Here is a 23,529-nt window from a genome sequence, read left to right on the forward strand (position 1 = left end):
TTTACGCAATCTTTGTCTTTCTTCCTACTACAACCGCACCTGCTGCGACTAATAGTAATGAAGCAATTGCCATTGCACTAGCGGTATAGTTACCACCTGTTTGTTTAATTGGAGGACTAGTACTAAAAGCTGGTGATGTTGTTCCATCAGCGTTTTTCACACCGATTTGGATGTTGCTACCATTCCAACTTAGTACAACTAATCCCAACGCGTCAGCAACTCTCGTTACCTCTTGTTGGATTTGCATGATGACATCCCGTGGTAAAGCACGGATCAAATCATCAAGCGTGTTGACTCCTGTCATATCTATTGTTACTGAACCTAACAGATTACGCACATTTTGAATACCTGTAACGGCAGTTTCTACTTGTGCATCCGTTAAATCATTTTGTTTCAAATGGTTTTCGGCTTGTGTAATGTAAGTATCAGGGACAGTGAATTCTTTTCCTTGAATACTTACTGGTGCTTTCAACAAGTCTAGGATCTGTTGCTCATTCGCAGAAATCGCGCCAGCGGCATCTACAGGGACAGTGAACAATAATGCAGTGAAAAATACAACTAAATATCCGACAAACTTTTTCATCCATTCGACCTCCTTTGCATTGAATTGTGAAGGCTTTCAGCCTTCGGTAAAACATTATAGAAAATAACATTATCCTTTTTATTTTCTACAATTCTTATACTATCACATAGAATTAACTGACACAATTTATATAACCTGAGTTAACTTAAGTTTTTTAACCTATCAGCCTTGTCAATGCTAAGTATATAGAAAAGGAGAAGCCTCTAATTCCATAACTACACTTATAATAACCTAGATTATATCCATATAATCTTTATTGTATTCAAATTTCTAAGATGAATGTCAGGTAAATTACCTGACATTTTCTATTGGTTCACCTAACACTAAACCTGGTTCTGCATTCAGCCGATAATCAGCAAGATGCCCTTTTCGCCATTCGACGGATGCAGCGGCACCGATCATTGCCGCATTGTCCCCACAAAGGCGTAATGGTGGTACGATCAGTTCTAATTCAGGTAATTTTGAGGCTAAACTTGCTTTCAAGCTTTCTCTTAGTCCTTGATTGGCAGCAACGCCACCTGCAAGGATCAATTGCTTCACCGGATAACTTTTGCAAGCACGTATCGTTTTTGTTACCAAGACTTCCACAACACTGGCTTGGAAACTCGCAGCAAGGTCTGCTCGATCCAATTCTTCCCCTCGTTGCTCCGCGTTGTGGACTAAATTGATAAATGCACTTTTTAAGCCACTGAAACTAAAATCATAGTTATCTTCACGAAGCATTGCCCGAGGAAAGTGATAGGCATCTTTACCTTGATGGGCTAATTCATCGATTTCTTTTCCACTTGGATAGCTCAATCCTAAAACACGTCCTACTTTATCGTAGGCTTCTCCAGCGGCATCGTCTCTTGTTTCACCGATGATTTCATACGCGCCATCTTCTTCCATATAAACTAACTCCGTGTGTCCTCCGCTGACCAACAACGCCATTAATGGAAATTCATACGCTTTTTCGAAGCGGGCGGAGTAAATATGTCCTGCCATATGATTCACTGGGATCAATGGTAGATGATTTGCCCAAGCAAAAGCCTTTGCTGCTGAAATACCGATGAGTAATGCCCCTACAAGACCAGGTCCTTCTGTGACAGCAACCGCGGTAAGTTGTTCAGCAGTCACGCCTGCTTCCACCAACGCTTCTTCGAGACATAAAGTAATTTGCTCTACATGATGGCGACTGGCCACTTCAGGTACGATCCCGCCAAAGCGTTTATGGCTGTTGATTTGAGAGGCAACGATATTCGATAAGATTTCTTGACCATCTTTCACGACCGCTACGCTTGTTTCATCACAGCTTGACTCGATTGCTAAAATCAATTCTGTTTGTTTTTCGTTCATGGTTTCATCACCTCTGTTTTTAGCTTTGTACACATGATGACCGCATCTTCGACCGGATCATGATAGTAGGCTTTTCGTTTACCTACTTGGCGGAATTTTTCTGATTCGTAAAGGTGTTGGGCAGCAATATTTGACTGTCGTACTTCTAAAAAAACACTATGCGCTTGGTTAGCTTTTTCTCGTTGCAGCATCTCTTGTAATAATTGTCTTGCTACACCTTTGTGTTGTTCAGCAGTCAGAACTGCAAGATTCGTCACTTCTACTTCATCAAGTACTTTGGCATATCCAATAAAGCCAATGATTTCATCTGCCTGATTAAGGACTAAATAATTGGTTTGCGGTTGTTGGATATCAGACAAAAATTGCTCTTTTGTCCAAGGTGATCCATTTAAAAAAGCATCGTCACTGACTTGCCAAAGCGCTTGGGCTAATTTTGTATCATTGAAAGCTGTTTTTTCTTCAATCACTTTATTTCACTCTTCTTTTAATAGTTTTACCATATCTAAGGCATCTTCATTCGTTTCTGTATAATACCCTTTTTTTACTTTTCTTGATTGGAAACCTAGTTTTCTGTATAAGCGTTGGGCATTCTGATTACTGATCCGTACTTCTAATGACATGGTCTCGCATTGATTCATCCGTGCGAATGTCTCGATCTCGTTGATTAAATAGGTGCCGACACGCTGCCGTTGGTAACTGGGACTGACCGCAATGTTCGTGAGATGGCAATCGAGTCCTAATACTCTAGATCCAACAAAGCCGAATAATTCTTCTCGATCGAATATCCCTAAATATAAAGTCATAAATGGGGAAGTCAGCTCTGAGATAAATGCACTTTTTGTCCAAGGTAACTCCCCTAAATAAACTTCCCGTTCGATACTTAACAATGCCTTGACATCATCAACTGTCAGTTCCCGTATTTGAAATTGCTTTTCGCCTACAGTGATCGTTTTCTCTGGATAATCTGCTTTTTCTTGAAGCATGGTCCGTAGATAGGCTTTAAATTTTTTCAACATAGCTTTCTTCTCCTGGCGTATGTGTCTCCAACCATTTTTCTTCTGCTTCCACTCGTTTTAAGTAACGTGGTAAAAAGGCTTGGATATCGTTGACCGGATTACTTGAAGCCCCTAATTGCGCGACGACAACTCCACTAGGAATATCCCAAAGTGGCAAGGAGTTACGCTTAGCATCAGGCATTGATTCAGCGATTTCTGAGTTGAATTTGTGGCAATCGCTACCGACAAAAGTGATCGATCCATCCATTTGTTTTAATTTTTCGGTTAATTCTACGAAAGCAATATGGGTGTCTTCTAGAACGTTTTCTAATGTTCCATGATGCCAGCGATAGGCACCAGCATAAACATTTTTTCTTCTCGCATCAAACATCGGTACAATGATTCCTTCGATTCCTACGCAATTTGCTGCAAGTACAGCAAGACTGGAAACACCCACCAATTCTTTATTTAAAGTATAGGCTAATGTCTTGGCAGTTGTGACACCGATTCTCAATCCTGTGTAAGAGCCTGGACCACTTGACACAGCAATTCGATCGATTTGTTCTGGTGTGAGTTGGCAATCTGAGATCAATTGATCCAATGCTGGCATCAACGTCAGACTATGATTTTTCTTCCTATTGATTTGGATTTGACCTAACACTGTTTCGTCTTCCAATACGCCAACAGCTAAGGTTTGATTTGCTGTATCGATCCCTAATGTAATCATTTGACCGTTCCCTTCTACTACTCTAATGTCGTTTATCATTGTAGCATACTTCGAGGTAAAAAAGGGGAGGAAAAATCAAGTTTGGCTCTCGCCGCTGTTGAAATTTCCACCCCTTTACTTAGGTTGATAATCGTCTATTTGATCGTAGCTTGTTTTGTTGATTCTCGTAAAATTAGTTCTGTCGCGATCGTGATTTTTCTTGAAACCGGTGCAGTACTATGGATTAACTGGCTCAATGTCTCAACTGCCAACTCCCCCATCCATTCGGTGTACACTTTGACTGTAGAGAGAGGTGGTGAGACATACTTTGCTACACTGATATCGTTGAAGCCTATCACTGAGATATCTTGCGGGATAGTCAATCCTGCTTCTTTGATTGCCTTCAATGCACCAATTGCTAACGCATCATTCGCAGCAAACAACGCATCAGGTAATTCCTTTTCTTGCAATAAAAAATCATGAACAGCTTGATATCCTGCCTCCACTGAAAAATCCGCTTCAATGATTTTTCCTGAGAGGTTCTTTTCTTCACTGATCAGTTTTTGAAAAATTGCCGTTCTAGGATCAGTCACCGGTGTTCGGTGTTGCTTCGTGTACTCTTTTCCGGCTATCATCACGAGTTGTTTGACTTCTTCTTGTAAGAAATGATCCATCACTAAGCGAAGACTCGACTCAAAATCAACGACTAAAGAATCGATGCCAAATCTTGTGCCATCTGAATCGACAAGTAAAAGGTTTTCTTGCGTACGTTTCAATTCTTTCAATTGCTCTTCGTCAAACTTTCCTAAAGCAATCGTTCCATCTGCAGATTGCTCACTAATGGCATCCCAGGTTTCCTTGATCAGGCGAATATTCGCTTCCTCCGCTTTTTTTTCGATTCCTAAGCGTATAGAAAGATAATAAAGATCTTCTAATTCTTCTTGTGTATCATACCATTGGATCAATTTGATCGTTTGTTTTTCAGAGGCTAGATTCTTATGATGTTTTTTATAATTCAAGTGTTCAGCTGCTTCAAAAATTTTTTGTTTCGTTTCCATGCCTACTGACAATTTCTCATCATAATTCAGCACTCTTGAGACAGTGGCAGGAGAAACTCCCGCCAACTGAGCAATATCTTTGATTGTGGCCATTCGTTTCCCCTCCTGTAACTGACCGATGCTTATAATGTTTCAGTAAAGCGCAAGAACGCAGCTCTTCCTTGTTCGTCCCGTTTGAAGACGCCGGCATCTTCTAAAACTCTGGCGAAGACTTGCCCAACAGCATTTTGGATAACAACTGTCGCAGTCTCTTCAGTCAAATCAGGATTTGCTTGTTTTAGCTGTTCTGCCCATTCACGATGATAGTCCGCGAGTTGATTTTCTTCACCCAGTAGATATTGCTTCACTTCTTCCAATTCTGGTTTTAAGCGTGGTGGCAAGACGGCCAACCCCATAACTTCGATCAAGCCAATATTTTCTTTTTTGATATGTTGGATATCACGATGAGGATGGAAAATCCCTTCAGGATGTTCTTCGGACACATTGTTGTCGCGCAATACTAAGTCGATTTCAAAGTAATCCTCTCTGCGACGAACAATCGGCGTGATCGTGTGATGTGGCGTACCATCTGCTGAATAGGCGATGACTGATACTGATTCATCTGAATAGTTCTGCCATTTGTTTAAGACCGCATCCGCTGCTTCTACTAATAAATCTTTATCGGGCGACTGTAAACGGATCACAGACATCGGCCATTTGACGATCCCTGCAATTACCTGTGGATACTCGCCTAGCTTGATCAATTTCTCCATCGGCGCTTTCGCCATCGGAAATTCATGACGCCCTGCTTGATAATGGTCATGTGAAAGGATCGATCCACCAACGATCGGCAAATCAGCATTTGAACCTACGAAATAGTGTGGTAAGACTTCAGTGATCTTCAACAACCGAGCAAACGTTTCTTTTGTGATGCGCATTGGTCGATGTTCTTCTGATAAAATGATCGAATGTTCATTGTAGTAGGCATAAGGCGAATACTGAAATCCCCAACTTTCTCCGTCTAAGTTCATTCGGATGATTCGATGATTGGTTCGTGCTGGGTAATTCAATCTTCCTTTGTACCCTTCATTTTCCATACATAACATACACGATGGGTAATCGACATGCACCGCTTTTCTTTCTGCAGCGATTTGTTTTGGATCTTTTTCAGGTTTAGATAGATTGATCGTGATTTCCAAGTCTCCGTATTCAGACGGATAAGTATACACGATATTTTTTGCGATGGCTCGTGTTTTGATATAGTCATTGTTGCGGCTCAACTGATAAAAATAATCCGTCGCTTCTTCTGGACTTTTTGAATAATGTTGAGCAAAAAAAGCATTGACAACAGAAGGTGGTGGCGTCAAGAAATCCATCAATTGTGCCTCAAATATTTCTCGGTCAGCTGTTACATCCGTCACCAAGCCATTTTCTTTTGCTTGTTCAACTAAACGATTCAATAGATCGACCGATTCTTCTTGCACTGGACGTACTTCAAAAGAGTCGCCGGCTTCTTCGCCAATAAGACCTAAAATACGATTTTGTAAGTAGATACGGTCCATTTCCATCCAACCACCAGACGCGATTGCTAGTGTGACAAAATCTGCAATTGTTTGACTAATCGTCATTTTCTTCCACCTACTTTTCATACCCGTTAGGATGGCTTTCATGCCATGCCCAAGCAGTTTTGATGATTTCTTTCACATCTGTATATTCAGGTGCCCAGCCAAGGATTGCTCTCGCTTTTTCACTTGAAGCTACTAAACGACTTGGATCACCCGCTCTTCGTGGTGCGATTTTCGCAGGGATATCGCGGCCTGTGACTTCTCGTGCTGCTTCTAGCATCTCTGTGACTGAATAACCTTTATTACTTCCCAAGTTGAAGAAGTTACTTTCATTTCCAGCTTTTAAATATTCTAAAGCTAAAATATGTGCAGCAATCAGATCTTCTACTTGTACATAATCTCTGATGCATGTTCCGTCTGGGGTATCATAATCATCGCCATAGATCGCTAATGACTCTCGTTGGCCTAAAGCCACTTGTAAAATGATCGGTACTAAATGAGTTTCAGGTGTATGATCTTCGCCGATCGACGCATCATTCTTAGCTCCTGCTACATTAAAATAGCGTAAAGCCACATAACGCATGCCATATGCTTCGTCACACCACTTCATCATTTTTTCCATCATCAACTTGCTTTCGCCATAAGGATTTTTCGGATTCGTTGGTGACTCCTCTGTGATCGGCGATTCTTTTGGCTCACCGTAAGTCGCAGCTGTTGAAGAAAAGACGATCCGTTTCACATCAAACTCGTGCATTACTTCTAATAATACTTGCATGCCATAAACATTATTATTGAAGTAGACTAAGGGTTTTTCAACTGATTCACCGACTAACGAGCTCGCTGCAAAGTGCAAGACGCCCTCAATCGTTTCTTTTTGGAAAACTCCGCGTAGAAATTCTTTGTCACGAATATCTCCTTCATAAAACCGTGCATCAGTATGAACTGCTTGACGATGGCCTGTCAAAAGATTATCCACGACTGCTACATCATAGCCCTTTTCAATTAATTGATCGACGGCATGGGAACCAATATAGCCTGCTCCGCCTAATACTAAAATTGTCATGTTAAGACTCCTTTATCCATATAATTATATTCGTTATTTATTTTAACAAAAGTGATGACCAGAAAACAGGTACTTTTTTGACAAAACCTTCTTTCATTTTATTTAGTAAATTTATAATAAAACATTTAGTAAATTTTTTCAAGAATTTATTGTAAAGGGTTTCAAATAAAAAAACGAAAGACTAGCGTTTTTCCTTGTTTTGCTTCATAATAGAAGTGTCAAATAGATAAATGAGGTGAATCATTATGAAAAAATTTGTATCAGGTATCTTAGTAGGTAGCTTGGCTACTGTAGCAGCTGTGGCTGGTTTAGTAACTTCTGTGAAGAAAACAGTCATCGACCCAATCGACGAAAAAGAAGCAATGATTGAAGAAAATCGTAAAAAAGCAATGAGAAAACGTGTATCACGATAAGAACGAGTGATTGAAGCATTCAGCTTCAAAAACGAAAAACCCAAAAATTGTTCTTCAATTTTTTGGGTTTTTTTATTTCTAACAAGTTTTTTCTAAAACTCACATTTTTAAGTTACGATAGAAATGGAAGCTGACGAATAGCACAGTCAGGTTTCTTCTATCTCCCTCGTGCTATCCAAAAAGAACGTTCCTACAAGAGGTCGGGACAGAAGTGTTTAGCCTAGAGAAATAAGGCGCCATCCACGAAAATTGTTCTTCAAATTTTTGTGGATGGCGCCTTATTTCTGAAGAGGTTACTTCTGTTCCCGCCGTTTATTCGGTTTTAGGTGGTGGGAGAGAACTAATGTCCCACTCTCCTGAAAGAACGTTCTTTTATGATTCTTCAGCTAAAATCAGTTGTGCGATACGATCGATTTGTCTAAGGTTCCAAAAATCGACATGGGGTCTCGGAACGGAGGCCGTTAACCATTCTACCCCTTCTGTTGGGATGCCGATACAATACAAATTGTTTTGTACTTCCCCATGTGCATCGATCACACGTGAACTTTCTCGTTCGATCGCTACCGCACCAGAAACGAAATCGCCACTTGGATCATGCAACTGGAATGGCTGAAGGACCTGGGCATCACGTAGACTGATCAAGGCTGGATTTCTCGTTGTTCGTAAGTCATTTTTTGGTAATCGTGCCTCAATAAGGTAGTCACTTGTAAGCCCTTCTCGTTCGAGGTAAAATCCTTTGTCCTTTCCTACTACAGTAAAAGAAGGTTCCACCAAATGGAATATCCCTGCATCGATCAATGCTGCTAATTCCTGGGTTCTTCGTAAAGGCGGACCAATAGTAAAAAAAGCATCAAACGTATTGAACCATTGCCACAATACTTCTTTATATTCTTTTGCAGAAAAAACTTCCCATAGCATTGCTTGATGCACCATGTTTCGCCAATCTTTCAATGCATCCAACGTCGCAATCAATGGACCGTCCACATTCCCTTTTTGCGCTTCATTGATTTGATCTTCGATATATCTCCGACTCATTTGTGGATAGGGTAACGTGTGGTCGGTCAAGTGATCAAGTAGGTTCCAAGACCACAAATGGTTTGCTAATGCAGGATATTTTTGCAGCCATTCCTTTTCTGTAGCTCCAAGAAAGACTTCTTGAAATTCGCTGAGAGCAATCGACAACCCATGTTCCTCAATCACTTTTTTATAATAGAACAATTCGAGATCTTTTTTTAAGTCCGCAAAGAAATCTTGTCCAGTCAGTTTTTGGGTCCGATAGTACGTATTTAATCGTTCTTGCGTCAGAATAACTGGCTGTGCCACCTCGCCAACTTTTTTCTGGTTGCGTCCATGGGGATAGTAAGGTAACCCTCGCCGAGAGCCACAATAGACGATAGGCTCTTCTCCCGACGGACGATAAACCAATCGACCTTCCAATTCTTCAAAGCGACCGCCTCGTTGTTGTGTCAACAAACCGATATAATCGAAAAAACAGAGTCCTAACCCCCGAACAAACACCGGTTCTTGGGCAGGGATCATCGATAAATCAACATCGGCTGGATTAGCTGGTCCTTGGTAAAATAAGTGATGCTCAGCCGCATACTCACTTAATTGTCTTTCTTCTGACGTTCGTTCATGTTCCCAATGACCCGTTGCTAGGATCAGATGGTCCACCACATAGGCTTCGTCTTTAGTTTGTAGAATGAATTGTTTCTCTTTCTTGGTGGCTTCGATGACTAATTCTTGTATATAATTGAAACGATCAGAAAATCGTTCTTGTAGACGCGCGTAAAACCATTGGAGATAGACGCCAAAAAAGCGACGACTTGTTGGTTGGTTTTCTAATAAATTAGCTGCTTCACACAAAAACGCTTCTTTTTCTTTGATAGTTGTCTTACTAAGATAAGAAGGAGCAAATTCTTTCGCCCATTGATAAAGATTCACTCCGTTAGCGACCACGCCGCCACTACTTAATGTCTCATCCGTAAACATCGTCACTTGTGACGCCAATGAATTCATCAGTACTTCTTTTGGCTGATCGACTCGCCAAACCTTGCCACCGATTCCACTTGGATCAAAAAGGAGGATCTCAATATCTTCTTCTTGTTGATTATAGAGTAAACGCTCTAACATGCTAAGTCCACGAGGACCTGCCCCGATGATCCCAATTCTCATCTATCCACCTACCTATATGTATTTGCTTGGTTATCACGCATCTTTTCTCTTGATTTCACTCAATACGCGCTACAATGATTTACTTGGCTAACTCACTAAGGAGCAACAGTTCTTCATGTTTTTCATTCTGTGAACAACTGATTTCCAAATCACATCCGTAAATCAAAAAACCGAATTTAGGAAAATACTTGGTGCTGACTACCTTTGTTATATCCTCTCATTCCATCATAGCATAATTTTTCTGCAATAAGAAAAAACAACAAGAAAAAAGAGCGAATAACCGCTCTTATTCTTGTTGCTACTAAAGTAACATAAGAAGTACAAGACTCCTCGTTAGATTTTTTTACTTTTGATTTTACCTGACCAACCATCATAGCCACCTTTTAAGATATAGATATCTTGGTAGCCTGCTTTACGCAGTTGGTTAGCTGTACGAATACTCAAACTTTTCTTTTGATCATAAATATAAACCGGTTGGTCTTTACGAATCGAACCAAGTGAATTTTTTAGCACTGTATAAGGAATATTTCTAGCGCCTAAAATATGACCCGCGTCAAAGACATCTTTTTCACGAACATCGATGACTTGTGCACGACGCATTCCTTCACGAAATTCTTCTTCTTCAAGCATTGTTGCAGAACGTTTAGCCATTACTCGTAAGTAAACTTCCCAAAATACGATAGCTAAGATGATCAGTAATAAAATGATGTTAATAATCCATAAAACCATGTCGTGCCTCCACTTTATTCAGCATATTTCAAGGCTAATGAGGCAGCACCGATGACGCCTGCTTCATTTCCTAATTCAGCTAATTTGATTTTTGTTGATTCTCTCACTTGTGGGAAGGTAAATTCTTTGAAGTATTTCTCCACACGACTGCGTAAAAATTCTCCCGCAGCTGATACACCTCCACCGATGACAATACTTGATGGATTCAACGTGTTTCCTAAATTCCCGCAAGCTAGTCCTAGATATAGACAGACACGATCGACCACCATCAAACCAAATGGATCATCTGCTTCTGCTAATTCAAAAACATCTTTACTTGTTACTTCTTCACCATTATCAAGCATCGCTTTCAAGCGTGAATCACCGGCATATTCTTCTGCCAAATGACGGGCCACTCGAACGACACCTGTCGCACTTGAGACAGTTTCTAAACAACCACGTTTGCCACAAGTACATTCGAATCCATTTGGATCGATCGTAATGTGTCCTACTTCTCCAGCGGCTCCAGTCACACCATGAAGTAAATGACCATCCGCCACGATACCGCCACCAACACCTGTACCTAGAGTGATGAATACGACATCAGGATCATTTTCGCCTGCACCTTTCCAACGTTCGCCTAGTGCTGCGACATTGGCGTCATTATCGATGGCAAATTTGATGCCCGTTCCTTCTTCAATCATTTTTTTGACAAATTGAAGCTCGCGCCAGTTTAAATTGTACGCACCAATCACTGTACCAGCTTCGCTGTCGACTGTCCCTGGTGTCCCCATACCGATACCGATAAAGTCTTCAGCTTTCATACCGTATAAGTTCAGACGATGATTGATAGATTCAATGATTTCAGGAATAATGTGTTTGCCATCATCCAAAATATTGGTATCGATACTCCATTTCTGTTGAATTTCTCCGTCAGGTGTCAAGATCGCAAATTTTGCTGTTGTTCCACCTAAATCAATCCCAATAATTTTTTTGTCCATGATCAAATTCCTTTCTTTCTGCTCTCTTCGATTCGGTGTTCTCTTTTTAAGATGTGCCACGCAGTCATATATGTTTCGTGATCGATCAAATGATTATCATAAAGCTTACGTAATTCGATCGTCATCAATTCAATATCATAAATCCGTGCGCCCACATAAATATAGATACCAAACCTCTTGAATAGCTGTTGTACGTCGTATAAGCTTTCCATTTAAAGCACTTCCTTCACATTATACAAGTATTCCATAATTTTTTAAACCCACTAAAACACATATTATAAAAAGAAAGAGAAAAACGATCGACGATATAATACGATGATGGATCGAGTAATCATTGGATCGATTTGGTAATCCTAATAGATTCCCTATCAGGAAACCTCCGATCAAGCCACCCACATGTCCCCAGATATCCACTGAGGTATCTGATATACCGAATATAAAAGAAAAAACAATGAATATCATGTAACGGCGTACCAGCTGTTTTACCACATAATCATTTTTGTAATGAATACCTAGAACAAATAATGCACCAAATAAACCAAAAAGCGATGTACTTGCCCCACCAGATAACACATTCATTTCATTGAAGGCAAAACTGGTCACATTTCCCATGATACCACTAAGTAAATAAATCAAGAAAAAGCGCCAATGACCGTATACCGTTTCGATTTGTGAACCCATAAAATACAAGACGACAGAGTTCAGTACAAAATGCATCATCCCAAAATGAATAAATATTGGTGTGATCAAACGCCACCATTCATGTAGGTAGGCAATATGCTGGCCAGACATGCCTAGTTCAAAAGCCACGCTATTACCAGGTAATACCTCCATTGCGAAAAAGACGATTGTTTGGATCACTAAAAAAATCTGTGTTAAAAATGGCCCATCGAGCCAAGATTTTAATTTGAATTGTTGCTGCCGATTTACTTTCATATATACCCCCTTGTTTTTTTAGTCGTTCAATAAATGTTGGATTTTCTTATCAAAGTCTTCTGGTTCCCAATCATTATGAATCATCTCTTTGAACGTCAAGCTGCACGTTTGATGCGGATACTCTTTCAGATAGCGATCATAGTACCCTCCACCAAAACCGATTCTGTACCCATCTGGATGAAAGATGATTCCTGGGACGATCAATAAATCGATCATCGTTGCCTCATAAAGATGCGTTGAAACAGGTTCTAACACACCAAAACTTGAACGTTCCAATACTGTGTTCTCAGAGAACTCATAAAATGCCATTTGACGTTTCGGCAATGTCTTAGGGATCACAACGATTTTCCCTGAAGCTCTCGCTTGTTCGATCAACGGTCGTGTATCTATTTCAAATTCATTTGAAAGAGTTATACCGATGACTTGCGCCTGTTTCCAATACTCGGTTGCAAACAATTGCTTATAGATTTTTTGTTCTTTTTCTTTTTTATAGCCACTTGCAGCAATTTTTTTAAGTTCATTAATGCCAAATTGACGGAGCTGTTCTTTTTTCTGCTTTTCGTGTCCCAAATAATCACCTGCCTACCTTCTGTTAAAATGGTAGCGGAAAACGGAGAAAATAGCAATTTAACTTTTTAGATTTTTGGATTTGTTCTGTCTAATTTTAGTTAGGACATCGATCTATCCCCATTTGATGTTAACAATCGTCAATCATTCATTCGTTAGATAACACTGAAAATCATTATAGTTTATGTGGAATCGATGAATAAAGTTTACTCTTTCTTGATGTATACGGCAGAAGAAAAATCATTCACAGACTAGATGAACACTAGTGATGCGAATGATTTTTTTGTTTATATTTGTTTTTCAATTTTCAACTTAATAATTCATGAATAGAGAATTTTTACCATCTATAATTTCTATCTTTTATTATTCGTAGTTGATATAGATTTTACTTAAGTAATTGTGTTCTAAAAATAAAACAATTGCTTGAACTACTTCTTCCAAGCTATCTTTCATTGAGGTTTGATTGATTTTGTTGATATCAAAACATTTTAATTGTTCAATAATAAGGGATTTATCTTTGATTAACCACGGTGAATCATCATACCATCCCTCATGATGAAAGTATTCTTTCAAAATCCCCTTTTTTTCTAAATTACAATCTAATAAGTGATCTAAAATTGTATCAAAATACCCGTTCCAAATTATAAGTTTATTGCCATCAGCTACAAAAGAAAGCTCTGCTTCTCCTTCAAAACCTTCATAAAACTTATTGTCAATCATACCATTCACTCCTTCCAATGACCTTTTTCCAAAATTATAATTTGTTCTGTAGTAGCATTTCCTTTTTTTCTTGCATTTATAGCATCATACCATTTATACGCTTCTACCCATTCATTATCACCAATTTTGAAAAAATTTTGGGGCTTGTTCCCTCCATTTCCAGGTAGTATTCTTTGGATAACCCATGTATTGCCCTGTTCTACAGGTGCTCCTGGAGTTCTTGTATGCCACCTCACTTCATACTTAAATTCACCATCATTCCACTTATAAGTAATCTGTTCATAACCAGCATTCATTGTCTTGGCATTAATTTTTACGTTATCAGGAATATCTATAGGTGCTGTTTTCTTATATTGATTTGCAATTTTAAGTTTCTCTGCTTCAGTTAGCGTGGATAGCTTTGGTATATTTCCACCACCCACCTCCTCAATCTTACCATTCTCCACCTGTTTCACACCAGTAGTCGTCAATACTTTGTATGAGGCGTAAGTAAAGCCTAATACCATCAAGGCTTGACCGAGTTCGGATTCATTGATCCATGTGTAGCCGTCTTTGACGTATTGCGAGGTAGAGACAATACTGCCTAAGAGTGGGTCTAGTTTTTCGCCGGTTTCGTAATTGACACCTTGACGCCATGCTGCATTGACTTTCTCTTGGTAGGTATCGTACGTCATGAATTGGATCAGTTCAGGGTCTAAGTAGTGACCTACTTTCGTGACATATTGATACAGCTCGGGATTCACGATGCCGTAGCCTGATTGCTTGTCTTCGATTTTCCAAAAGACACGTGGGTTGCCCTCGTTATCGTGAATAATGAGAGCATAGACGTTGTACTTTTCTAGTTCTTTGTTTTTAGTTGGATCGATGCCTTTTTTCTCGTTGTCTGCTTGTTGCCATTTGTCTTGGATCGTAGTTGTCCAGGACAAATCTTTTGGCATAGAGAATGTTTTCGTTTGGCTATTCCAAGCAGTTTTCGTTTGAGCAAGTCCTTGATTGACTGCTTGTTCGAGACTTTTGATTTCTGTAAAAAATTGCGCGGAGCTTTGGTTGTAAGCTAAGAGTTTTTGGAGTTTTTCTTCCAGTTTGTGTTTCAAATCATGATACATCGTGAGTAACAACGTATTCTGACTGAGTTGAAAGCTTTGATGTTCTTCTGGCATATGAGGTGAAAGAAGCAATTGTCTTATTCCCTCGGCTTGAGTGATATACTGATTCATTTGGCGAATCTGTGCTTCTAATTCGGATTGTTTCAAGCTGATGGAATCAACTTGATTTATGTATTCCTGTGGAAATCGTTTTGCTGCTTTTTCGACCGCTTCGGAGAGTAAGATTCCTCCTTGGACGAGTGGGTAAAGTACTTGGGAAAAATAGGCTTTCGCAGCGTCGTAGGTTTTCCCTTGGAGATTGGGCGTTTGTAAAGTGAATTGAGTGATGGCTTGTTGGAGATTTTGGTAATCAGTGACTTGTTTTTGGCAGAAGTGACTGGCGCTCGTGGCTTGGGCTAAGGAATCCGAAAGATACATATCGATACTCATGTGTTTTGATCCTCCAACAAAATTTTTCTTTTCTCAAAGCTAATCTCATCAAGCTTTTGCGTGATTTTTTGTTGTTGGATCATTTCGTAATGTTGGCATTCATCAAAGCCATTCATCAATCGCCTACTTTGATGTGAAAACTCCGAGGTGAATGTTTCGATGGACGTAAAGGTATTCGATTTCTGGTAAGACAATTGTAATCGAAATAAGAAGTTTCCGATTTCTTTAAAGTGATTCTGGTAATCTGAACGGCAGGCATCAAGTTGTTTCATTTTCTTTTCCTGTTCTTCTCTTTTTGCTTGCAGCAACGTTTCCTCGGTATCAAGATTTGTCCATTGATTCATTAGCGTCTCTCCTTAAAAAGATCTCGACTTAACTGAGTGTCTAGTGTAGAAAATCCTTGAGCAGCAGTTTGCAATTGATTAGCAGCGCCTGAGATGGCTGAGGCAATTTGATTGGCTGAGTTTTTAGCGGACGTTATGCTACTTTGAATGTCTTGATTGCCAATTAGCGTGGTGCGTGTGTCATTTTGAAGCGATGATGCTTGGTTTAAAGGGCTGGTTGCACTGGTGATTCTTGAAGTGGACTGTTGGGCTTGTTGAGAATTACTGCTGAATGTGGCCATAACTTCCTCCTTTACCATAATGTTTAGATAGAATGCTTACATATTCATTATAACAATACATAACCTCTCGGTGGGTGAGAATTGTATTAGATAGGTCTTGTTACTTTATTTCCTATCTAATTGTTGAAGGTATTTCTCAATCTACAAAAAAACACTGAAGGCAAAATCTCCTTCAGTGTTTCCCAATCCCAACATTCTGCTCTTCTCTTATACAGATAGTTGTTTCTTCTGAATGTAAAATAATAAATAAAGAAAATACGGCGCACCCAAGACAGCAATCAGGATTCCTGTTGGTACTTCTCCATCGGGTAAAATGACGCGCGCAAGAATATCAGCAATGTTGACAAATAATCCTCCGAACAAACCACTGAATAGGAGTGCCCATTGATTTTCTTTACGTACAATGATTTTGGCAGCATGCGGTGCGAGTAACCCCACAAAGGACAAGCTACCTGCGACAGCCACACTGCCACAGGCTAAACCAACAGCAAGCAGTAATAAAACTGACTGACTTCGTGACACATTCAGTCCTAAGCTTTGCGCACGTTCTGGTCCAAAGGATAAAAGACCAATCCTGCGACTATAGAAAAACGCTAAAGGGATCAGAATAAGTACCCATGGCAAAAAGGCAGTGACATAAGGCCAACTGGCGCCCCATATCGAACCTGCTAACCAAGCGTTTACAAAGCCATAATTTTCTTTTGATATCTTTATCGTACTTAATAACATTGCCGCAGAAAAGCCGGCATTTACAGCGATACCTGAAAGGAGCAAGCGATTCATCGCCACTTGTCCCGAACGCTGATATGCCACAAAATAGACTAGACATGCAGCAAGCGTGCCGCCTAGAAAGGCAACAAAAAGCAACAAGAAAGGTGACGCATGGCTAGTAAAAAAGCCTAAATATAGCATCACGAAAAAGCCTGCACCGGAATTGATGCCTAAAATACTTGAATCGGCTAATGGGTTTCTAGTTACTCCTTGCAAAAGATAGCCAGCGATTCCTAGACAGGAACCTGCGAATAAACTGATCAATAGGCGTGGCAAGCGAAATTCTGTCAGAACCAATTGTTGGACCTGTGTTCCTCTACCAAGTGCGACATCGATCAATTGGTCAATATAAAGAAACGGTGTACCGATCATTAAACTGATTCCCGCAGTCACAAGCCATAAAAATAGTAACAGGCCAATCCCCCAATATATTTTTTTCACACGCGTTCCCTCCTAACTTGTACTAATAAGAAAGGGACACCGATCAAAGAGATGACTAAGCCAAATGGTGTTTCAAAAGGTGGATTGATCATTCGTGCCACAAAGTCTGCTAACATGACTAAGATTCCCCCAGCGATAAATGAAGCTGGCAAGACATACCGATAATCCGTACCGACAAAGCCACGAACAACAGGTGGAACCATCAAACCAATAAAAGAGACGGGCCCAACTAAAGAAACAGCTAACGCTGCTAAGATCGAAACAAAGATGAAAACCAAGACTCGTGTGCGCTGTGGATGTCCTCCTAAGGCGATCGCATGGGATTCACTCAAATGGATCAGGGAAATCGACTTTCCTAATAGAAAAGAGCCAATAACCGCCACTAAATAGATAGGAGAAAGAACGAGCAACTGTTGCCAAGTAATATTAGCCGCACCGCCAACAAACCAAAAAGTCAAATCTTGTTGTAGATTAAATAACTGGGTCAGTGCTTGGCTGATTGCCGTAAAAAAAGAACTGATCGCCACACCGGCTAAAATCATCTGCATGGTGCTGAGTCCGATTTTTGAAAAACTAAAGAAACCTAGAACCGTCATCGTCACGATCAACGACCCGAGCAATGATAGTAGAAAAATTGAAAACGGCGAAGCTTTAGGTAAAAAAGCAAAGCTAAATGCCATGGCTAACGACGCACCTGCATTGATTCCTAACAATCCTGAATCTGCCAAGTTGTTTCGCGTTACCCCTTGCATCAAAGCGCCACTGAGGGCGAAACAGCTGCCCACGACAAATGCTCCGATGACCCGAGGCAGACGGATATTACGAATGATCTGCTGGGCTTGATCAGTTGGATCGAACTGGAACAACGCCTGCCAGACTTCATTGCCTTTAACTGTAGAAGCACCATTATACAAAGCAAAAAAGAAGACAATGATTGCCAATAACAGAAGCAGCCATAGGGTATTTATTTTTTTCCCTTTCCTCATCATTTTCCCTCCGGTTTCTTGATGAGATCATATGTTAAAAAGACAGGTTTATTTGTTTCAGGTAATTGAACGATTTGTGCTTCGATCTCAAAAATCTCTCTCATCCATTCTTTCGTGATGACTTGTTCTGGGGTCCCATTGACGATTAATCGCCCTTCTTTCATTGCGACTAAATAATCGGAAAAGCGGGAGGCATGATTGATGTCATGGATCGACATCAAAATCGTTGTTTTTTTCATTCGGTTGATTTCTTTCAGCAGATCTAAGATCTCCAGTTGATGCGCAGGATCTAAAAAAGTTGTTGGTTCATCAAGGATCAAGATATCTGCTTCTTGAGCTAACGCCATCGCAATCCAGACTCGTTGGGCTTGACCTCCGGATAAACTCGCTAAGTCTCGATCTTTTAACGAGATTAGATCCGTCGCTGTCAGCGCCCACTCAATGGCTTGCAGATCTTGATCATCCATGCCACTGAATAGTTTTTGATAAGGGTATCTACCGTAAGAAACGACTTCTTCAACTGTCATTCCTAATGGGTATTCACTCGTTTGGGCTAGTAAGGCAAGTTTCCGAGCTAGTTCTTTCGAATGATAGGTCGTCAAGTCACGATCGTTGACTAATATTTTGCCGTTTTTTACAGGAAGTATGCGGGTAAAGCTTTTTAATAATGTAGACTTACCACTGCCGTTTGGGCCAATCAAACTGGTGATTTTCCCTTCTGGTATAGCGACAGACAAATTTTCAATTATCGTTTTGTTGGGGTAACCGATAGTAATTTCAACTGCATTTAATCTAGACATATACTTCCCCCTCTCATTGAAAATCATTCTCAATTATGACGGTACTTCACAAATTCGTCAAGCACAAATTTCGTCGTTTACGTTAGTAAAAAGAGTTGACAGCGCCCTTTTCTTGGGGAATAATAGCAATTGAGAAACATTCTCAATTACGATCGGAGGAAAGACATGAGACTTAAAAATAAACTATTCACAATCTCTAGCGCATTACTTTTGGTGGGATTACTTAGTGCTTGCTCGCCAGGCTCATCCACAACCGAAGAAACAACTGCATCATCGACTACTGCTGATAATGGTACGCATACCTTGACAGATACATTAGGACATTCAGTTGAAATACCTAACCAACCAAAGCGGATCATCGGCAGTTATTTAGAGGATTATCTTGTTGCGTTAGGTGAATCCCCGGTTGCTCAATGGACAGTCGGCAGTGGTTCGATCCAAGATTATTTACAAGATGATCTGAAAGATATCCCAACTATCTCCTATGATCTACCCTATGAAAACGTGTTAAGTTTTGAACCTGATTTATTATTGATTTCTTCTTCAGCCACTGTTGAAGGCGGGAAATACGAGCAATATAGTAAAATTGCCCCAACCTATGTTGTTAAAAATGGTACCGATGTTACATGGGAAGAACAGTTGCGAGACATTGGCAAAGTATTGAATAAAGAGGACAAAGCAGAGGAAATCATTCAAGATTATCAAGATTACGCGAAAGAAACACGCGAAGAATTGAGTGATCAGATTGATGGAAAAACAGCAGCCGTCTTATGGGTCACGAACAACTCTGCCTTTATGGTCAGCCAGAATCGTTCAAGCGGTCGCATCGTTTATGAAGATCTACAATTCGGTGTGCCATCTTTAGTAGAAGAAGTATCAAAAGAGGCAACCTCTGATTGGTCAGCTGTTTCGTCAGAAAAATTAGCTGAATTAGACGCAGACTATATCATCTTAGTCAATAGTGATGAACAAGCAGCGATGTTCAACGAACCCACTTGGCAAAATCTGAAAGCAGTTAAAGCGGATCAAGTACTCGAATTTGGTCCAACTTCTAGCTGGTTATATAATGGACCAATCGCTAGTCGTCAAATGATCGATGATATCAAAGGCGAGCTAAAGTAAAAGCGTGAAAACCACAATTTGGCTTGAGCTGTAAATAAAAGAAGTGTTCAGTGTGCTAGCTGGTAAACAGCACATCAAAAAACGACAATCACCAAGAGGTAAAATTCTTCGGTGATTGTTGTTTTTTTCGATGTTCAATTTGTTTGTCGCTTACTAAGAATTTCGGTAATCACGTAACCGATAGCCAACTCCGATCTCAGTGATTAAATATTCTGGACGAATGGTATTTTTCTCGATTTTTTTCCGAATGTTTGACATATTCACTCGCAACACTTGGGAATCTGTTCCGTAAGGCCCCCAAACTTCTGATGTTAATACGCGATAAGTGACGACCTTCCCAAGGTGTTGGAATAATACGAGCAAAATGCGATATTCATTCTTAGTGAGATGGATCGGTTCTCCTGCTTTGGTTAACAGCTGGCTTTCTGTGTCCAAAGACAATTCCCCATTGGTGATGACTGAAGGTAATTCCTCTTGTTTACGATGACGAAAAGCGGTTCTGATCCTAGCAAGTAATTCATTCATCCCAAAAGGCTTAGTGACGTAATCATCAGCACCGAGATCAAGGGCTTTGACTTTTTCATGCTCGTTGTTTCGCGCAGAGATCACGATCAACGGTGTAGCCAGTCGTTTACGAATGATTTTCAATAATTCGATGCCATCAATATCTGGCAAACCTAAATCGAGCAAAATCAAGTCAAAGGAATCTTCTTGGAACACATGCAAAGCTTCCATGCCAGTTGTGGCAATCGTAACGTGATAATGTTCTTTTGCCAACACGACTTCCATAAAATCAGTGATCGTTGGGTCATCTTCAATCAATAGTACTTTCCTCATGTAACGTCACCTCCTCACTCTTGTTCAAATAGATGCGAACCACTGTTTTCCCTTCTGATACAGCCATCTCTAATTTCCCATTATGGGCATGGATGATGGTTTTGACAATACTTAATCCAATGCCAAGACCATTTTTTGAATCGATTGGTACTTCTTCTTCATTGGATAGATTCATCTGGATTTTTTCATATTGCTTCAATGAGATTTCACCCTCATTTTTTACTTCACAAATGACCTGTTCTCCCTCTTGGAACACGCTGACTTCTACTTGACCTTGTGTTGATCCATGACGAAACGCATTTTCCACCAGATTGAACATCGCTTGCTCAATCAAGATAGGGTCAACTTCGACAAATAAAACCGCTGTCGGTAAATGGACCAATAATTCCTTGTCAGGATAAACTTTTGTGACATGTTCATAGACTGCTTCAATGATTTCCTCAATCGGTTCTGTTGTTTTTTTCACTTGCATTGTGTCCATATTGATCCGTGTGATCGACAACAGATTCTCCACCATGCGAATCAACCATTGGGATTCTGTCTGGATATCGGTCAGCAATTTTTGGCGCGTCGCTTGTTTCAGCTCTTCATCTGTTTGCAAAAGTGTTTCTGCAATCCCAGAAATCGCAGTCAATGGCGTACGCAAATCATGGGATATCGCACGTAATAAATTACTGCGAACTTTTTCACGTTCATTTTCTAACTCGATTTGTTCTTTTTCATTCTTAAGCTCTGTTTGCTCTAAGATAACAGCAAGCTGGGTCAACACTAACCGTAAGTAGTTCAATTGACTATCCTCGATCGGAAGCCCGCGACTGCGACGAATCCCTAAAACAGCTAACGTCTTCCCATTTGCGACAATCGGTAAATAAAAACCTTTTGCGCCACTTAATGTATCAGTTCCATAACCTGAATCTTTTTGATTTTTAGCCGTCCAATAAGCCACTGCCGCTTCTTCTGGATGATCGAGTAAAAATGGGGCATCTTTTGGTGTGTATTGACTTTGCTTGATGGCATGTTTATCAAAGAAAATCACTTCCCGATCCAATAGTCTGCCTAAATAAGTGGCAGATAATTCAACGATTTGTTGCTGGTCTTCTGCTAAAACAAATTGCTTGTTCAGTTCATACAGAATTTCCATCTGTTGTTCTTTTTCTCTGGCATGGACAGCCTGTTTTTTCAGACGAACCATCAAATTACTGATCATCAGTGCAACGATCAGCATGATGACTAAAGTAATCGGATAGCCTTGTTTATATACGGTCAAGGAATACAGTGGCTCGACAAAAAACCAGTTGAAAGCCAAGACACTTAAAATAGAAGATAATGCGCTCCAAAAATAGCCAGAGGTCAAACGGGCAACAAGTAAGATAAAGAAAATGTACACCAACATCAAGTTTTGTTCTCCGAAGTGGAGATATTGCATCACCTCAGTCAAGAGCGTTGCTACGAACACACAGATCAATGAAATCGCAACATCTTTTCCTCCCCCTTCCACTAGTTTCTTGGAGTGGGAAAGGATGGTTGAACGTTTTTCTTTATAAGGAATCAAGTGAAGTTCAGTTTCTGGCAATCGTTTGAGCAATCGAACATCCAGCTCTTCTGAAAACAATCGCTCCGTCCACGGTTTCGCCAAATTTTTACCGATGATCAAATCGGTTGCACCGACCAGTTTAGCATATTCGACGATTGTTTCAAATGAATGATCCTCCTCGATCACCACGACTTCTGCACCAAGTTTCTCCGCTAAGTCATTCGTCCCCTGTAAACGATCATCGGAACGAATGTATAGCACGATCCATTCTGCCCCCAAGCCTTGAGCTAACCGAGCAGTCCACCGAATACTTTTCTCAGCCATTTTAGGGAAAGCATCTTGAACGATCGTGATTAGTTTGCTTTGGACACCATTTGTTTTACCGATCACACGATTGATATGATCCGAAGCCCGTTGGATCGCTAGACCTCGTAACTGTTCCAATTTTTTAGGAATAAAGAAGTGCTGCAAGGCGCGTTTTGCATTTTCATCGGCATAGATTTTCCCTTGCGCTAAACGATCGATCAATTCATCTGGTTCCACATCAATGACCTTCAATGTCGCCTGTTGGAAAAACGTATCCGGAACCGTTTCTTTTACTTCGATCCCAGTCACTTCTTCAACGATATCATTCAAGCTTTCAATATGTTGGACGTTGATCGTCGTATGGACATTGATCCCCGCATTCAATAATTCTTCGATATCTTGATATCGCTTGCGATTTCTTGATCCTGGCGCATTACTATGGGCTAATTCATCGATCAAAACGATTTCTGGCTGACGTTTGATAATGGCATCAATATCAGGTTCACTCAAAGTCAGCCCCTTATACGGCACTTCTTTTAAAGGGATCTGTGGTAACCCTTTTAATAATTGATTCGTATCCGGGCGATCATGAGGTTCGATGTAGCCAACCACAATGTCTTTACCTAGTACGCTAAGCTCTTGTGCTTCCGCCAGCATCGCATAAGTCTTGCCGACTCCTGCTGCGAAACCAAAATACACCCGTAGACGTCCTCGGCTTTTTTCACGCTGGTGTAACATTTCTGAAACATCCTGTCTTTCCATCTTTGT

The 23,529-nt window shown here is 40.4% G+C and carries 26 protein-coding genes; 2 read left to right on the forward strand and 24 right to left on the reverse strand.

Features of this window, described 5'->3' with window-relative positions; all coding sequences use genetic code 11:
* Position 1: 1 nt before the first annotated feature.
* The 8 genes from IGJ19_RS08590 to galE form a co-directional block, all read right to left on the reverse strand.
* Positions 2 to 583, reverse strand: a complete 582-nt coding sequence (locus IGJ19_RS08590) for a hypothetical protein (RefSeq protein ID WP_430603694.1) — start codon at positions 581 to 583, stop codon at positions 2 to 4.
* A gap of 291 nt (positions 584 to 874) precedes the next feature.
* The gene (tsaD, locus tag IGJ19_RS08595; RefSeq protein ID WP_430603696.1) at positions 875 to 1,918 is read right to left on the reverse strand and encodes a tRNA (adenosine(37)-N6)-threonylcarbamoyltransferase complex transferase subunit TsaD; all 1,044 of its coding nucleotides are present in this window, start codon (positions 1,916 to 1,918) and stop codon (positions 875 to 877) included.
* Positions 1,915 to 2,385, reverse strand: a complete 471-nt coding sequence (gene rimI / locus IGJ19_RS08600; protein ID WP_430603697.1) for a ribosomal protein S18-alanine N-acetyltransferase — start codon at positions 2,383 to 2,385, stop codon at positions 1,915 to 1,917. Before rimI (IGJ19_RS08600) ends, tsaD begins: the two co-directional genes overlap by 4 nt.
* Positions 2,386 to 2,391: 6 nt before the next feature.
* A complete protein-coding gene (gene rimI, locus IGJ19_RS08605; protein WP_074800770.1) occupies positions 2,392 to 2,934 on the reverse strand; it encodes a ribosomal protein S18-alanine N-acetyltransferase in 543 nt (180 codons plus the stop codon).
* Entirely contained in the window at positions 2,918 to 3,640 is a 723-nt protein-coding gene (gene tsaB / locus IGJ19_RS08610; protein ID WP_142433767.1) for a tRNA (adenosine(37)-N6)-threonylcarbamoyltransferase complex dimerization subunit type 1 TsaB, read from the reverse strand. Before tsaB ends, rimI (IGJ19_RS08605) begins: the two co-directional genes overlap by 17 nt.
* Positions 3,641 to 3,774: 134 nt before the next feature.
* Positions 3,775 to 4,770, reverse strand: a complete 996-nt coding sequence (locus IGJ19_RS08615) for a LacI family DNA-binding transcriptional regulator (protein ID WP_086334824.1) — start codon at positions 4,768 to 4,770, stop codon at positions 3,775 to 3,777.
* 29 nt (positions 4,771 to 4,799) lie between these two features.
* The gene (gene galT, locus IGJ19_RS08620) at positions 4,800 to 6,284 is read right to left on the reverse strand and encodes a UDP-glucose--hexose-1-phosphate uridylyltransferase (protein WP_430603700.1); all 1,485 of its coding nucleotides are present in this window, start codon (positions 6,282 to 6,284) and stop codon (positions 4,800 to 4,802) included.
* A 10-nt stretch (positions 6,285 to 6,294) separates the two neighbouring features.
* The gene (gene galE / locus IGJ19_RS08625; protein ID WP_065096439.1) at positions 6,295 to 7,284 is read right to left on the reverse strand and encodes a UDP-glucose 4-epimerase GalE; all 990 of its coding nucleotides are present in this window, start codon (positions 7,282 to 7,284) and stop codon (positions 6,295 to 6,297) included.
* A gap of 245 nt (positions 7,285 to 7,529) precedes the next feature.
* Here galE and IGJ19_RS08630 point away from each other — a divergent pair, with 245 nt between their 5' ends.
* A complete protein-coding gene (locus IGJ19_RS08630; protein WP_010735150.1) occupies positions 7,530 to 7,697 on the forward strand; it encodes a DUF3042 family protein in 168 nt (55 codons plus the stop codon).
* Between the two features lie 372 nt (positions 7,698 to 8,069).
* Here the strand turns inward: IGJ19_RS08630 and IGJ19_RS08635 are convergent, their stop codons facing one another.
* The 14 genes from IGJ19_RS08635 to IGJ19_RS08700 all read right to left on the reverse strand — a co-directional run bounded on the left by IGJ19_RS08635 (position 8,070) and on the right by IGJ19_RS08700 (position 18,962).
* Complete coding sequence (locus IGJ19_RS08635; protein WP_086334826.1) at positions 8,070 to 9,872, reverse strand: FAD/NAD(P)-binding protein; 1,803 nt, start codon at positions 9,870 to 9,872, stop codon at positions 8,070 to 8,072.
* A gap of 176 nt (positions 9,873 to 10,048) precedes the next feature.
* On the reverse strand, positions 10,049 to 10,243 hold the full coding sequence (locus IGJ19_RS08640; RefSeq protein WP_130029277.1) for a hypothetical protein: 195 nt from the start codon (positions 10,241 to 10,243) through the stop codon (positions 10,049 to 10,051).
* Entirely contained in the window at positions 10,206 to 10,601 is a 396-nt protein-coding gene (locus tag IGJ19_RS08645; protein WP_010735146.1) for a rhodanese-like domain-containing protein, read from the reverse strand. The genes IGJ19_RS08640 and IGJ19_RS08645 overlap by 38 nt, the downstream gene beginning before the upstream one ends.
* Before the next feature lie 14 nt (positions 10,602 to 10,615).
* Positions 10,616 to 11,581 (reverse strand): ROK family glucokinase, encoded by a 966-nt coding sequence (locus IGJ19_RS08650; RefSeq protein WP_019723942.1) that lies wholly within the window; start codon positions 11,579 to 11,581, stop codon positions 10,616 to 10,618.
* 2 nt (positions 11,582 to 11,583) lie between these two features.
* Positions 11,584 to 11,793, reverse strand: a complete 210-nt coding sequence (locus tag IGJ19_RS08655) for a YqgQ family protein (protein ID WP_065096497.1) — start codon at positions 11,791 to 11,793, stop codon at positions 11,584 to 11,586.
* Positions 11,794 to 11,812: 19 nt separating this feature from the next.
* A complete protein-coding gene (locus tag IGJ19_RS08660) occupies positions 11,813 to 12,517 on the reverse strand; it encodes a rhomboid family intramembrane serine protease (RefSeq protein WP_065096498.1) in 705 nt (234 codons plus the stop codon).
* Between the two features lie 18 nt (positions 12,518 to 12,535).
* Positions 12,536 to 13,087 carry a 5-formyltetrahydrofolate cyclo-ligase gene (locus IGJ19_RS08665; protein ID WP_065096499.1) on the reverse strand — a complete coding sequence of 184 codons (552 nt, stop codon included), beginning with the start codon at positions 13,085 to 13,087 and terminating at the stop codon, positions 12,536 to 12,538.
* Between the two features lie 360 nt (positions 13,088 to 13,447).
* Positions 13,448 to 13,804, reverse strand: coding sequence for a hypothetical protein (locus IGJ19_RS08670; protein WP_065096500.1), 357 nt, complete (start codon positions 13,802 to 13,804; stop codon positions 13,448 to 13,450).
* A 5-nt stretch (positions 13,805 to 13,809) separates the two neighbouring features.
* The gene (locus IGJ19_RS08675) at positions 13,810 to 15,339 is read right to left on the reverse strand and encodes a transposase (protein WP_161642531.1); all 1,530 of its coding nucleotides are present in this window, start codon (positions 15,337 to 15,339) and stop codon (positions 13,810 to 13,812) included.
* Positions 15,336 to 15,683, reverse strand: coding sequence for a DUF3958 family protein (locus tag IGJ19_RS08680; RefSeq protein ID WP_086334752.1), 348 nt, complete (start codon positions 15,681 to 15,683; stop codon positions 15,336 to 15,338). The genes IGJ19_RS08675 and IGJ19_RS08680 overlap by 4 nt, the downstream gene beginning before the upstream one ends.
* Positions 15,683 to 15,964: a TIGR04197 family type VII secretion effector gene (locus IGJ19_RS08685; protein WP_086334828.1), complete on the reverse strand. Its 282-nt coding sequence runs from the start codon at positions 15,962 to 15,964 to the stop codon at positions 15,683 to 15,685. Before IGJ19_RS08685 ends, IGJ19_RS08680 begins: the two co-directional genes overlap by 1 nt.
* 207 nt (positions 15,965 to 16,171) lie before the next feature.
* Positions 16,172 to 17,176, reverse strand: coding sequence for a FecCD family ABC transporter permease (locus tag IGJ19_RS08690; RefSeq protein ID WP_074800798.1), 1,005 nt, complete (start codon positions 17,174 to 17,176; stop codon positions 16,172 to 16,174).
* Positions 17,173 to 18,162, reverse strand: coding sequence for a FecCD family ABC transporter permease (locus tag IGJ19_RS08695; protein ID WP_074800801.1), 990 nt, complete (start codon positions 18,160 to 18,162; stop codon positions 17,173 to 17,175). The genes IGJ19_RS08690 and IGJ19_RS08695 overlap by 4 nt, the downstream gene beginning before the upstream one ends.
* On the reverse strand, positions 18,162 to 18,962 hold the full coding sequence (locus tag IGJ19_RS08700; RefSeq protein ID WP_260697611.1) for an ABC transporter ATP-binding protein: 801 nt from the start codon (positions 18,960 to 18,962) through the stop codon (positions 18,162 to 18,164). Before IGJ19_RS08700 ends, IGJ19_RS08695 begins: the two co-directional genes overlap by 1 nt.
* Before the next feature lie 165 nt (positions 18,963 to 19,127).
* Between IGJ19_RS08700 and IGJ19_RS08705 the strand changes: the two genes are divergently transcribed.
* The gene (locus IGJ19_RS08705; protein WP_142433470.1) at positions 19,128 to 20,084 is read left to right on the forward strand and encodes an iron-hydroxamate ABC transporter substrate-binding protein; all 957 of its coding nucleotides are present in this window, start codon (positions 19,128 to 19,130) and stop codon (positions 20,082 to 20,084) included.
* Positions 20,085 to 20,237: 153 nt separating this feature from the next.
* Here IGJ19_RS08705 and IGJ19_RS08710 read toward each other — a convergent pair whose 3' ends face one another.
* Together IGJ19_RS08710 and IGJ19_RS08715 are read right to left on the reverse strand one after the other, a co-directional pair.
* Positions 20,238 to 20,921, reverse strand: a complete 684-nt coding sequence (locus IGJ19_RS08710; RefSeq protein ID WP_074800804.1) for a response regulator transcription factor — start codon at positions 20,919 to 20,921, stop codon at positions 20,238 to 20,240.
* Entirely contained in the window at positions 20,899 to 23,523 is a 2,625-nt protein-coding gene (locus tag IGJ19_RS08715) for a DUF4118 domain-containing protein (RefSeq protein ID WP_430603705.1), read from the reverse strand. The genes IGJ19_RS08710 and IGJ19_RS08715 overlap by 23 nt, the downstream gene beginning before the upstream one ends.
* Positions 23,524 to 23,529: the final 6 nt, after the last annotated feature.

It is taken from the genome of Enterococcus sp. DIV1368b (assembly GCF_050529595.1).
Classification (GTDB): Bacteria; Bacillota; Bacilli; order Lactobacillales; family Enterococcaceae; genus Enterococcus_B; species Enterococcus_B mundtii.